The organism is Amycolatopsis suaedae (genome assembly GCF_004214935.1).
Classification (GTDB): Bacteria; Actinomycetota; Actinomycetes; order Mycobacteriales; family Pseudonocardiaceae; genus Amycolatopsis; species Amycolatopsis suaedae.
In genome coordinates, this window is sequence record NZ_SFCC01000024.1 from 25,944 (window position 1) to 39,375 (window position 13,432).

Genomic DNA, 13,432 nt, shown 5'->3' on the forward strand with positions numbered 1-13,432 from the left:
ACTAGGAGGTTGGAATGTCTCGACGGCCCCGCGTGATCGCGGGTTTCGCGGCGGTGTGCGGACTGCTGATGACAGCGTCGCCCGCCGTTGCCCAGGTGGAGTCCGGCCCGTGGCGCTCGTACTCGCCATCGTTCAAGGTGCAGGAACGGGGGTGCGGCCAGGTGGACAACCTGACGTTCCGCCTCACCTGCTCGACCGCGAGCGGCGACCAGCGTGCCGAGCGCCGCTACGACACCTACAGCAGCGGGACCCGCCAGTTCGAGGGCAGCTTCCGCATCACCAGCATGGGCGGCACCCGCATCAGCCTGAAGCAGACCTTCGGCAGCGGCCCGTTCTTCATGCTCGCCGTCGAACGCGGCGGGCGGCTGTACGCGGTGCACGGCGGCACGACCATCGCCACCGGCGCCACGGTCGGCGCGACGGTGCGGGTCAACACCGTGCACCAGGTCGGCGGCCAGCACCGCACCTACATCAACGGTTCCCGTAAGCACGAGGTGGCCAGCCCGGGCGGCTCGTTCTACGACAAGTTCGGCGCCTACCGCACCAACAGCGGCAACGGCCCAGCCACCGTGGTCTGGAGCGGAGTCCGGTTCTGGCAGAAATGAGGCTCTCCGTGGCGGCCGCGGCGATCGTGTTCGCCGCGGCTGGCTGCGCCGCCGACACCCCCGAGGCCGGGGTGCGGCTCACCGCGACGCTGACCTCGCCCACGCACGCCGAGTTGCACTGGGAAGGGCTGGAGCCGGGCGCGGCCGGCCGGGTGGTCGAGTTCGCCACCGAGGAGAACGGCCAGTACACCGTCCTGCAGTACGCGCCGCCGCAGCAGACCGCGTTCACCCATCCCGACCTGATCCCCGAGACGCCGTTCTTCTACCGGCTGCGGCCCTACTTCGGACCGGCGTCGGCCGAGGTGGAGGTGACCCTGCCGCCGGGCGAGATGGCGCCGGGCAGCGAGCAGGCCGACCACGGCTGGGCCGAGCCGAAGGCGCTGCCGGGCACGTCGGTGGCGCCCGTGGCGATCCGCGACGAGCGGACCAGGGCGGGGGGTGCGGCCACCGACCTGAAGGCGGCCGTCAAGCACGCCAACGGAATCCACTTCACCTGGGTCGACCACGCCGCCGACGAGGAGGGCTACCTGGTGGAGATCCGGCCACGCGGCAAGCCGGAGTTCAGCGTGGCCGCCGTACTCGACGCGAACATCACCTCGTTCGGCCTGATCACCCTGCCCGACGAGAAGGTGGCCACGTTCCGGGTGCGGCCCTACGTCTACGGCGCGCAGTCCAACGTCGCACAGGTGCGTACCGGTACGTGAATCGTTGACAGCGGCGGGCCCGCCGTGGAAAGTTCCTGGGCGGGCCGCGTCCCGTGACGCGCTCTGACAACGATGTCACCGGGAGGCCGGAATGCGCAGGTTCGGGACGATCGCCGTGGTCACGACGCTGGGCGCCGGGCTGGTCAGCGGCAGCGCCGCGGCGGCGGCGCCGGAGGACCCGACGACGCTGGTCAACCCGTTCATCGGCACGCAGAACTTCGGCAACACCTTCCCCGGCGCCAGCGCGCCGTTCGGCATGGTGCAGGTCAGCCCGGACACCGGCGGCCAGGGCGGGTACGACTACCTGCAGGACTCCATCTACGGCTTCAGCCAGACCCACCTGTCCGGCGTCGGCTGCGGCGTGATGGGGGAGCTGCCGGTCATGCCGACCACCGGCCCGGTGACCACCGCCGACCACGAGGCCTACAAGTCGACCTACAGCCATGACGACGAGGAGGCCGAGCCCGGTTACTACCGGGTGGGGCTGAAGCGCTACGGCGTCGGCGCCGAGCTGACCGCCACGCAGCGGACCGGCTGGCAGCGCTACACCTTCCCGGCCATCGGGCAGGCCAACGTCCTGTTCAACACCGGCAAGGCCAACCAGAAGGTGCACGACTCGGAGATCCACGTCGTCGGCGACCGCACCATCGAGGGAAGGGTGCGGGCGGGCGGGTTCTGCGCGGGCAAGGACGAGCACACCGTCTACTTCTCGGCGACCTTCGACCGGCCGTTCACCGCGACCGGCACCTGGCGCGGGGCCACGCTGACCCCCGGCGGCCGCGACGCGGCCGGTACGGGCGGCAACGGCGCCTGGGTCAGCTTCGACGCCAGCGCCGACCGGGACGCCGTGCTGAAGGTCGGCCTGTCCTACACCGGGCTGGAGGGCGCCCGGCGCAACCTGGCCGCCGAGACCGGTGGGTCGTTCGACTTCGACGCCACCCGGGCCGCGCTGCACCGCAAGTGGACGGAGAAGCTGGGTTCGATCCGGGTCACCGGCGGCACGCCCGAGCGGCGGACCGCGTTCTACACCTCGCTCTACCACGCGCAGCTGCACCCGAATCTCGCCGGCGACGTCGACGGCAGCTACGCCGGGTTCGACGGCAGGGTCCACCGCGCCCGCGGCTACACGCCGTACCAGAACCTCTCGCTGTGGGACACCTACCGGCCGCAGAACCAGCTGCTGCAGCTGATCGAACCGGGCGTGGCCCGCGACGTCGCGCTGTCGGTGGTCGCGGCGGGCCGCGACGGCGGCTGGCTGCCGCGCTGGGGACTGGCCAACAGCGAGACCAACATCATGACCGGTGACCCGGTCGCGCCGTTCCTCGTCGAGGCGTGGTCGAAGGGACTGCTGGCCGGGCACGAACGGGAGGCCTACGAGCTGCTGCGCCGCAACGCCACCAGCACGCCGCCCGCGGACTCGCCGTACAACGGCCGTTCCGGTCAGGAGTTCTACGCCGCCAAGGGATACCTGCCGTCCGGGCTGGGCGTGGGCACCGACTGCGCGCACAAGGGCGGCGACAACGACTGCAAGCACCCGGCGTCGGCGACGCTGGAGTACGCCTCCGCCGACGCGGCGCTGGCGCTGATGGCCCGCGGCCTGGGCCGCCACGACGACGCGGCGATGTTCGCCGAGCGCGGCCAGTGGTACCGCAACCTGTGGGACGCCTCGATCGCGCACTTCCGGCCGCGTACCTCCGACGGCGCCTGGGTCACGCCCTACGACCCGGTTCCCGCGGGACACCAGTTCCACGAGGGCGGCGCGTACCAGTACCAGTGGCTGGTGCCCCAGGACACGGCAGGCCTGGTCGAGCTGATGGGCGGACGGGCCGCCGCCGGGCGCAGGCTGGACGCGTTCTTCGCCTACGACAAGCTGCTCACCGACCCGGCCGGCACCGCGCGCCGCGACTGGATCACCGACCCGTACGACTACTACGGCAAACCCACCTACAACCCGAACAACGAACCCGACCTGCTGGCGCCCTACACCTACCTGTGGACCGGGACACCGGCCAAGACGGCGACCGTGGTGCGGGCGGCGATGACGTTGTTCAGCACCGGCCCGGACGGCATGACCGGCAACGACGACCTGGGCACGATGTCGGCCTGGTACGTGTTCTCCTCGCTCGGGCTCTACCCGACGATGGCCGGTGCGAACTTCCTCGCGGTGTCCAGCCCGCAGTTCGAGTCCGCCGAAGTCCACATCGGACGGTTCCGCGGCCAGGGCGGCACGCTGCGGGTGACCGCGCCGGGGGTCAGCGACTCCCGGCGGTACGTCCAGTCGGTCACGTTGAACGGCAGGCCGGTCGAACGCACCTGGCTGACCTGGGACTCGATCGCCCGCGGCGGCAGGCTCGCGCACACCGTCGGTGACACCCCGTCGGCGTGGGGAACCGCTCCCGGCGCCGAGCCGCCGTCGGTGAACCGGCCCGTTCGCTGAGCGGAGTCGCCAACGTCACGTTCCGGATTCGTCGCCACCGGTTCGGTGACGGGGGTCACGAAAACCGGCGTGAACCGTTCGTCCCCGGTGTCCGTACTGCGAGCTGGGTCACTATTTCGGGTTGAGGCGTTTCCGGAACGCGGTGGCCGTAGTTAAGCGATCACCACACGGCTCGGCTGGACGGAGTAGCCCATTTGACTCACTCAAGTGGGGGTGTTTAACGTCCGGTCGGCGCCGTCTGGCGCATGGGGGTTTTGGACGAAACTGCCGGAAGGACAACGGACAGCGGTGATGAAGACCTCCGTGCGACGACGCGGTGCCTCGATTCGCGCACGCGTGCTGTCGATCGCGTTGATTCCCAGTATCACCTTGTTGCTGGTCGGCGTGGCACTTGCCGGTTATCTGATCTACGACGCCATCGGTGTGCGCGACTTCGCGAACAAGATCCGCAATTCGGAACGGCCCGCGCTGCTGTTCTTCACCTCCGCGCAGGAGGAGCGCAGGCTGACGCTGCGTGAGGTCAGCGGTGCCGGCAACGAGCGGGTCGCGCTCGTCGAACAGCGGGCCAAGACCGACGCCGCGGGCGCCGGGATCATGGACACCCTGCGTGGCCTGGCCGGTGAGGCGCCGGAGAGCGTGCAGCGCAACATCGGCACCGCCGGGCAGCTGGTCGCGCAGCTGCCGCAGGTCCGCCAGCGCGCCGACGCCGGGCAGCTGCCGCTGACCGAGGCCTACGCCTACTACAACCGCATCCTCGACCAGTTCGCCGAGGGACTCACCGGCCTGGCCCAGGAGGCGCCCGACGCGGAGGCCGGCTACCTGCGGGTGATCGCCGTGCCGTTGTTCGTCGCGGCCGACGGCATGCAGCGTGCCGACGCGCTCGCCGCCGCCGGCCTGGTCAGCGGCGGGCTGGACGAGGCCGGTTACCGTGCCTACGTCGAGCAGATCGGCGCCTACCACGCGCAGCTGACCTCGACGGTGCCGCGGATGATCCCCGAGGTGAAGGCCCGCTACGACCAGCTGCTGGCCAGCGACGCGTGGCAGAAGCTGACGACGGTGGAGAACGCGTTCCTGCGCGGCCCGCAGTCGCAGCTGCCGATCGCGGAGAACGAGTGGCGGGCGGCGTCGCGGCAGGTCGGCGACTCGCTCATGGGCCTGTTCGTGCAGCAGAGTTCGCAGAGTACGCAGAAGGCCATCGACGACGGCGAGAACACGCTGATCACCTCGATCATCGCGGGCGCGCTCGCGTTGCTGTTCGCCGTCGCGGTGTTCCTGCTGGCGCTGCGGCTGTCCAACCGGCTGATCGGCAGGCTGGCGCGGCTGCGCGAGGACACCCTGGACCTGGCCGACACCCGGCTGCCGGAGCTGGTGGGCAGGCTGCGCCGGGGCGAGGACGTCGACCTCGACTCCGACGTCGCCGTGCTCGACCACGGCAGCGACGAGATCGGGCAGGTGGCCGACGCGTTCAACACCGCCCAGCAGACCGCGATCGCGGCGGCCGTCGACGAGGCGAAGATCCGTGAGGGCACCAAGACGGTGTTCCTCAACATCGCCCACCGCAGCCAGGTCATCGTGCACCGCCAGCTGAAGGTGCTCGACCAGGCCGAGCGCCGCCAGGAGGACCCCGACCAGCTGGAGACGCTGTTCCAGCTGGACCACCTGTCCACCCGGGCGCGGCGCAACGCGGAGAACCTGATCATTCTCGGCGGCGGGCAGCCGGGCAGGCAGTGGCGCAACCCGGTCGGCATCGGCGAGCTGGCCCGTGGCGCGGCCGCCGAGACCGAGGACTTCGCCAGGGTGCGGGTGTCCGGCCTGCCCGCGATCGCGGTGAACGGCCCGGTCGTCGGCGACCTGATGCACCTGCTGGCCGAGCTGATCGACAACGCGACGTCGTTCTCCCCGCCGGAGTCGCGGGTCGAGGTGCGCGGCAACATCGTCGGCCGCGGTGTCGTGCTGGAGGTCGAGGACCAGGGGCTGGGCATCGAGCCGGAGCACTGCGCGGCGCTCAACGGCATGCTGGCCGACCCGCCGGACTTCGGGATCATGGCGCTGTCCTCCGAGCCGCGGCTGGGCCTGTTCGTGGTGGCGCGGCTGGCGGTGCGGCACGGGATCTCGGTGACGCTGCGTGAGTCCGCCTACGGCGGTACCCGGGCGATCGTGCTGGTGCGCTCGGACCTGCTGAGCCCGCTGCCCGAACCGGAGGAGCCCGTGCGCGAGGAACCCGAGGCGCCGCAGTGGCCGGAACCCGCACTGGTGGAGGCTCTGCAGTCGGTGCCAGACTCGGAGTACGACGACTACGAACCCGAGCCGGAGCCCGAACCCGAGCCCGCCGGCAACGGTTACCACGAGGTGGACGAGCCGACCCGGCAGAACCTGTTCCGCCCGCACGTGCCGGTACCGCCGCGGCAGGAGGCACCACCCACCCCGCCGCCGCCGGCGCCACCCCGCCCGCCGCGGTCGGCCGGCCGGGCGCCCGCCGAGCCCCCGGTGCGCGGGCCGGGCGGTCCCGGTGCGCCGGGACGCCCGCCGCTGCCGCAGCGGCGCCGCCAGCAGAACCTGGTGCCGCAGCTGCGTAACGATCTGCCCGGTGTCGAGCGAGAGCAGGACAGGGGCGATTCACCGGAGATGGCCCGCAACCGGCTGGCGGCGTTCCAGCAGGGCACCCGCCGGGCCCGAGAACAGGACCCGGACGGTCACGACGACAGGTATGGAGACTGAGCCTGATGGTCAACGCGGGAGTCAACGAGCTCGACTGGCTGCTCGACGACCTGATCAAGCGCGTGGCCGGCGCGGACAGAGCGGTCGTGCTGTCCTCCGACGGCCTGCTGATCGGGCGGTCGGGCAACCTGTCCGAGGCCGACGCCGAGCACCTGTCGGCGGTGGCCTCGGCGTTCCAGAGCCTGGCCAGGGGAACCGGCAGGCACTTCGGCGGCGGCAACGTGCGGCAGACGGTCGTGGAGATGGACCACGCGTTCCTGTTCGTCACCGCCGCGGGCCGCGGCGCCTGCCTGGCGCTGCTGGCGACGGAGACGGCGGACATGGGCATGGTGGCCTACGAGATGAACCTGATGGTCAAGCGCGTCGGCGCGGTGCTCACGGCGGCGCCGCGGGCCGGCGCCGGGGTCGAGCGAAGCTCGCCATGAGCGGCCGGCACGAGGCGTGGTTCGACGAGGAGGCCGGTCCGCTGGTCCGCTCGTACGCGGTCACCGGCGGACGGACGCGCTCGGCCGCCGTGGGGCTGGACATGATCACGCTGGTGGTCGCCATGCGGTCGGCCGCCGAATGCGTGACGATGGACCCCGAGTACGCGCAGATCATCCGGCTGTGCCAACGTCCCCTCTCGGTGGCCGAGGTGGCCGCCCGGGTCGACCTGCCGCTGCCGGTGGTCAAGGTGCTGCTCGGCGACCTCATCGAGGACGGGCACATGCTCTACCGCACGGCCACGGTGGCGGACCCGGTGACCGAACGACCCAACAAACACGTACTCCAGGCGGTTCTCGATGGCATCCGGAAACTCTGACGCGCCGAGGCGGTCCCTCACCGCGACCGCGGTGAAGCTGCTGGTAGCGGGCGGGTTCGGAGTAGGAAAGACCACCATGGTCGGCTCGGTCAGCGAGGTTCCCCCGCTGCGCACCGAGGAGCTGATCACCGAGGCGTCGGCCGGTGTCGACGACCTGACCGGGGTGGAACGCAAGACCACGACGACGGTGGCGCTGGACTTCGGCCGCATCACCATCAACCCCGAGCTGATCCTGTACCTGTTCGGCACGCCGGGACAGGACCGGTTCTGGTTCATGTGGGACGAGCTGGCCGACGGCGCGCTGGGCGCGGTCGTGCTGGCCGACACCCGGCGACTGGACAGCTGTTTCGCCGCGGTGGACTTCTTCGAGCGGCGCGGGCTGCCGTTCGTGGTGGCGGTCAACTGCTTCGACGGCGCGTACCGCTACGGCACCGAGGAGGTGCGTGCGGCGCTGGACGTCGACCCGACGGTGCCGCTGCTGCTGTGCGACGCGCGCGACCGCGACTCGACCAAGCAGGTGCTGATCACGCTGATGGAGCACGTGATGGCCGTCGGCGAGCTGGCCGCCAGCCGCTTCTGACTCACTGGGCCGCCTCGCCTGTGCCGTGAAGGGGGCCCTCACGGCATCTGGTGCCGTGAGGGCGGCCTTCACGGCATCAGCTACCACGGACGAGACAGCCCCGCCCTGACGCGAGTTCTGCGCTCGGGGGACCACCTACCTCGCCCTGCCGGATGCCGGGCTTTGCCAGGCCGGAGCCGTTAGAGCACGTGAAGGCCACCTTCATTACGTGTGACGTGGTGATGGTGGCCTTCACGTGCTCTGGTGCTTGCTGGGGTTGTCTCGTTCGTGGTGGCTGGTGGGGTGGTTGTGGTGTTCGAGGCTGGTGGGGCGGGTGTGCCGGGGTGAGGGCGGATGTGGTGGCGTCTGATGCCGTGAAGGGGGCCCTCACGGCAATCGCCCACGACGCCCCGACTTTGCCGGGGCCCTGACGCTCACCTAATGATGGTGGCCTTCACGAGCCTCCGCCAGCCGTCAGGACGCCGCGGGCTCGGCCAGGGTGTCGAGGATCTGCTGCCCGTAGCGGGCCAGCTTGTTCTCGCCGACGCCGCTGATGCCGCCCAGGTCGGCCAGCGTGGCGGGGGAGCGGGCGGCGATCTGGCGCAGCGTCGCGTCGTGGAAGATCACGTACGCTGGCACGCCCTGCTCCTTGGCCGCCGCGGCCCGCCAGGCCCGCAGCCGCTCGAACACCGGCGCCGCCTCGGCCGGCATGTCCACCGCCGCTGCCTTGGCACGCGCCGAGGACCGGGGCGCGGCGGTGCGTTCCGGTTCGGTCCGCAGCCGCACCGTGCGGCGGCGGCCCAGCACCTCGCCGCTGTCCTCGGTCAGCGCCAGCGTCCCGTAGTCACCTTCGACGGCCAGCAGCCGCTGCGCCAGCAGCTGCCGCACCACACCCCGCCACTCGCTCTCCGACAGGTCGGTGCCGACGCCGAACACCGACAGCTGATCGTGGCGGAACTGCTCGACCTTCGGCGTCTTGCGGCCCAGCAGGATGTCGATCACCTGACCGGCGCCGAACCGCTGGCCGCGCTCGTTGTCCAGTCGGTACACCGCCGACAGCAGCTTCTGCGCGGCGACCGTGCCGTCCCAGGCCGTCGGCGGGTTGAGGCAGGTGTCGCAGTTGCCGCACGGCTGCCCCTCCTGCCCGAAGTAGGCCAGCAGCTGCACCCGGCGGCACTCCACCGTCTCGCACAACGCCAGCATGGCGTCCAGGTGCGTGCTCAGCCTGCGCCGGTGCGCGAGGTCGCCCTCGCTGGTGTCGATCATCTTGCGCTGCTGCACCACGTCCTGCAGCCCGTAGGCCAGCCACGCCGTCGACGGCAGCCCGTCGCGGCCGGCCCGGCCGGTCTCCTGGTAGTAGCCCTCCACCGACTTGGGCAGGTCCAGGTGCGCGACGAACCGCACGTCCGGCTTGTCGATGCCCATGCCGAAGGCGATCGTGGCCACGACGACCAGGCCGTCCTCGCGCAGGAACCGCGACTGGTGCGCCGCCCGCGTCCGGTTGTCCAGGCCCGCGTGGTAGGGCAGTGCCTCGATGCCGTTGGCGGTCAGGAAGTCCGCGGTCTTCTCCACCGACGCCCGGGACAGGCAGTAGACGATCCCCGCGTCACCGGCGTGCTCGGTCTTCAGCAGCTTCAGCAACTGCTGCTGCGGCCGGTCCTTCGGCACGATGCGGTACTGGATGTTGGGCCGGTCGAAGCTGGCCACGAAGTGCTTGGCGCCGGTGAGGTCCAGCCGGGTGGCGATCTCCTCCCGGGTGGCCTGCGTGGCGGTCGCGGTCAGTGCCACCCTCGGCACGTCCGGCCAGCGCTCGTGCAGCTCGGACAGCCCGAGGTAGTCGGGCCGGAAGTCGTGCCCCCACTGCGAGACGCAGTGCGCCTCGTCGATGGCGAACAGCGACACCCTGCCCTTGTCGAGCAGGCTGATCGTGGACTCCACCCGCAGCCGCTCCGGCGCCAGGTACAGCAGGTCCAGCTCACCACGCAGGAACGCCGACTCCACCTCCCGGCGCTGCGCGAAGTCCTGCGTCGAGTTGAGGAAACCGGCCCGCACGCCGAGTGCCTTCAGTGCGTCGACCTGGTCCTGCATCAACGCGATCAGCGGTGAGATCACCACCCCGACGCCCTCGCGGACCAGTGCCGGGATCTGGTAGCACAGCGACTTCCCGCCGCCGGTGGGCATGAGCACGAGCGCGTCTCCGCCGGCGACCAGGTGGTCGATGATCGACTCCTGCTCGCCGCGGAAGGAGTCGTAGCCGAAGACCCGGCGCAGGGTGTCCACCGCAGACATGCCGCGAGTCTAGGCGTGCCTGCCGACATGGCCACATCGGGACAGCACGATTGTCCGCGGGCAGGCGATTTTCCTACCGTAGCGGGAAAACCACCGGCGGGAGATGCGATGACGCGGTTCGACCGGCGAGTATTCCTGCGGAGATCGGCCACCGGAGCGGGCCTGGTCGCCGGCGCGGCGGCGTTCGGCGGGCCCGCGGCGGCGGCAACACCCGGCGGTGGAAGGAAATCCGTGCTGCGAGTGGACCGTTGCTACGTCGAGCACGCACCGAACCTGCTCGGTACCGACACCGCCCGGCCGCGGCTGTCCTGGGCACTGGCCGCCGACGGGCACGGCGCCACCCAGACCGCCTACCAGCTGGAGGTCGGCACCCGGCCCGGTCACGCCGACGTCTGGCGCGGCGACCGCGTCCCCGGCGACACGCAGGCCGCCGTGTACGCCGGGCCGGACCTGAAGCCGTCGACCCGGTACTTCTGGCGGGTACGGGTGTGGGACGCCCACGGCGGCGTCAGCGGCTGGAGCGAGCCCGGCTGGTGGGAGACCGCGTTGCTGGGCAGGCCGTGGCAGGCCTCCTGGATCGGCGCGCCCGAACCGGAGCCCGCGCTGCCGTTCGCGGGCGCGTCGTGGATCTGGACGGCCGACGGGTCGACGTCCGGCGCGCCGCCCGGCCCGCGGTGGTTCCGCGGCGCGGTGGACCTGCCTGCCGGGGTGCGGCGCGTCCGGGTGGTGGCCACCGCCGACGACGACTTCACCCTGTACTGCAACGGCGAACGGCTCCTGCATGCCCCGCAGCGCACCGACGGCTGGCGGACCGGACGGCAGGCCGAGGCCGCCCCCGCGGAGCGGCTCGTGCTGGCGGCCGTGGCGACCAACCGCGGCGGCGCGTCGGTCAACCCCGCCGGGCTGCTGGTGCGCCTGGTCGCCGAGACCGCGTCGGGGGAGCGGGAACTGGTCACTGGCCCCGGCTGGCGGGCCACCGACGCGGAGGTCCCCGGCTGGACCGAGCCCGGCTTCGACGACTCCGGCTGGGCGCCGGCCACCGTGCTCGCACCGTACGGCCAGGGGCCGTGGGGCAGCGGGGTGTCGGTACCGGTGACGGCCCCTGCTCCGTTGCTGCGCAAGGGATTCCGGGTGGACCGGCCGATCGCCGGGGCGCGGCTCTACATCGCCGGGCTGGCCTACTACGAGGCCGAACTCAACGGCCGCCGCGTCGGCACGCAGGTTCTCGACCCTGGCTTCACCGCCTACCACCGCACGGTCCTCTACGCCACGCACGACGTCACCGCCGCACTGCGCCACGGTGACAACGCGCTGGGCGTCACGCTGGGCCGCGGCTTCCACTCGATGACCACACCCAGCGCGTGGCGCTGGACCGAGGCGTTCTGGCGGGCCGAACCGAAGCTGCTGGCCCGGCTGGAAGTGGAGCATCCGGACGGCACGCGCACGGTCGTGGTGTCCGACGGCGGCTGGCGGGTCGCCGAGAGCCCGACCCGGTTCGACTCGCTGTACGAGGGGGAGACCTACGACGCGCGGCTGGCCGTCGGCGGCTGGTCCGAGCCGGGTTTCGACGACAGCGGCTGGGCACCGGCCGTGGTCCGCCCCGCACCGGCCGGGGCGGTGCGGGCCCAGCAGCACGAGCCGATCGAGATCGTCGAGTCGGTGCGGCCCGCCTCGGTGCGGGAGGTGAAACCCGGCACCTGGGTGGCCGACCTCGGCCGCACCACCGCGGGCTGGGTGCGGGTGTCGGCCGACGCGCCACGCGGCACGGTGGTCAGTGTCCGCTACGGCGAGAAGGTCCGCGACGACGGCACCGTCGACTCGTTCAACGAGCACGTCTACACCGGCCGCAGCCAGGTCGACGAGTACGTCAGCGCCGGGACCGGCACCGAGGCCTGGGAGCCGCGGTTCAGCTACAAGGGATTCCGCCACGTCGAGATCACCGGCGCCCGCCCGTCGGACATCCTGGGCCGGGTCGTGCACAGTGCCGTCCCGGCGGTGAGCGACTTCGGCTGCTCCGAGCCGCTGTTCGAGACGTTCGACCGGGCCATGCGCCGCACCCTGTTGAACAACCTGCACGGCCTGCCCACCGACACGCCGATGTACGAGAAGAACGGCTGGACCGGCGACGCGCAGCTGGGCGCGCCGACGATGGCGGCGGCGTTCGACATGCGCAGGCTGTTCACCAAGTGGCTGAGCGACATCGCCGACGGCCAGAACGACGCCGGGCAGCCGCCGGTGATCGTGCCCAGCGGCGGCTGGGGTTACCGCGAGCTGGCACCCGCGCCCGAGTGGACCACCGTGTACCCGTTCGTGCTGCGCGGGATGCACCGCTGGTACGGCGACACCGAGCTGGTGCGCGCGCACTGGCGGCCGCTGACCCGCTACCTGGACTACGAACTCGGCAGGCTGGTCGACGGCCTCGCCGTCACCGCGCTGGGCGACTACCTGCCACCCGGCTATCCCGGCGGCATCCCGCCCGAGGACACCCGGCTCACCGCGACCGCGTACCTGCACCGGGCGCTGATCCACACCGCGGAGCTGGGCACGCTGCTCGGCGAGCAGGCCACCGCGGCCCGCTACCGTGGCGCCGCCGACGACCTGCGAACGGCACTCAACACGGCGTTCCTCGCCCCGGAAGGGCACTACCGCACCGCGAAGGACCCGGACTACCGGCAGACGTCCAACGCCGTCCCGCTCGCGTTCGGGCTCGTTCCCGCCGGCGCGGTGGGCACCGTGGTGGCGAGCCTGGCCGCCGACGTGCGGCGGCGCGGCAACCACCTCAACACCGGCGCGCTGGGCACCAGCGTCCTGCTGCCGGTGCTCACCGCACACGGCCACGCCGACCTCGCGCACGCCGTGGCCACCCAGCGCACCTACCCGAGCTGGGGACACTGGTTCGACAACGGTGCCGACACCATGTGGGAGATGTGGCACCTGGGTTCACGCTCCCGCGACCACTACTTCCAGGGCACCGTCACGCAGTGGCTGTACGAGAACGTCGCCGGCCTGCGGCCCGGTGAGGACGGCTACCGGACCTTCACCGTCCGGCCGGACGCACGCGTGGGGCTGAGCTGGGCCCGGTTCGGGGTGGACACCGTACGCGGCCGCGCCGCGGTGTCCTGGTCGCGCGACGCCCGGAAGCTGCGGATGCGGGTTCAGGTACCGGTCGGCTCGGTCGCCGAGGTGCACGTGCCCGCCCAGGCGGGCGTCGAGTCGAGCCCGGCCGCGTCCGTGCTGCGGACCGAGCCGGGCTACGTCGTGCTGCGCGTGCCCTCCGGATTCTGGCGGTTCACCAGCGACGACCCGGACGGGAGGTGA

Annotated in this window: 9 protein-coding genes; 8 read left to right on the forward strand and 1 reads right to left on the reverse strand. The window is 71.8% G+C overall.

Annotated features, from left to right (window positions below):
- Positions 1-14 precede the first annotated feature (14 nt).
- From EWH70_RS34100 to EWH70_RS34130, 7 genes are all read left to right on the forward strand, one after another.
- The gene (locus EWH70_RS34100; protein ID WP_130479723.1) at positions 15-605 is read left to right on the forward strand and encodes a hypothetical protein; all 591 of its coding nucleotides are present in this window, start codon (positions 15-17) and stop codon (positions 603-605) included.
- Entirely contained in the window at positions 602-1,309 is a 708-nt protein-coding gene (locus tag EWH70_RS34105; protein ID WP_130479724.1) for a fibronectin type III domain-containing protein, read from the forward strand. Before EWH70_RS34100 ends, EWH70_RS34105 begins: the two co-directional genes overlap by 4 nt.
- 91 nt (positions 1,310-1,400) lie before the next feature.
- Entirely contained in the window at positions 1,401-3,746 is a 2,346-nt protein-coding gene (locus tag EWH70_RS34110; RefSeq protein WP_130479725.1) for a GH92 family glycosyl hydrolase, read from the forward strand.
- 291 nt (positions 3,747-4,037) lie between these two features.
- Positions 4,038-6,464 carry a sensor histidine kinase gene (locus EWH70_RS34115; RefSeq protein ID WP_130479726.1) on the forward strand — a complete coding sequence of 809 codons (2,427 nt, stop codon included), beginning with the start codon at positions 4,038-4,040 and terminating at the stop codon, positions 6,462-6,464.
- 5 nt (positions 6,465-6,469) lie between these two features.
- Positions 6,470-6,889, forward strand: coding sequence for a roadblock/LC7 domain-containing protein (locus EWH70_RS34120; RefSeq protein WP_130479727.1), 420 nt, complete (start codon positions 6,470-6,472; stop codon positions 6,887-6,889).
- On the forward strand, positions 6,886-7,266 hold the full coding sequence (locus EWH70_RS34125; RefSeq protein ID WP_130479728.1) for a DUF742 domain-containing protein: 381 nt from the start codon (positions 6,886-6,888) through the stop codon (positions 7,264-7,266). Before EWH70_RS34120 ends, EWH70_RS34125 begins: the two co-directional genes overlap by 4 nt.
- Positions 7,247-7,846, forward strand: a complete 600-nt coding sequence (locus EWH70_RS34130) for a GTP-binding protein (protein WP_130479729.1) — start codon at positions 7,247-7,249, stop codon at positions 7,844-7,846. Before EWH70_RS34125 ends, EWH70_RS34130 begins: the two co-directional genes overlap by 20 nt.
- Positions 7,847-8,299: 453 nt before the next feature.
- On the opposite strand, the gene recQ is transcribed toward EWH70_RS34130, so the two are convergent.
- Entirely contained in the window at positions 8,300-10,114 is a 1,815-nt protein-coding gene (gene recQ / locus EWH70_RS34135) for a DNA helicase RecQ (RefSeq protein WP_130479730.1), read from the reverse strand.
- 108 nt (positions 10,115-10,222) lie between these two features.
- Here recQ and EWH70_RS34140 point away from each other — a divergent pair, with 108 nt between their 5' ends.
- On the forward strand, positions 10,223-13,432 hold the full coding sequence (locus EWH70_RS34140; protein WP_130479731.1) for a family 78 glycoside hydrolase catalytic domain: 3,210 nt from the start codon (positions 10,223-10,225) through the stop codon (positions 13,430-13,432).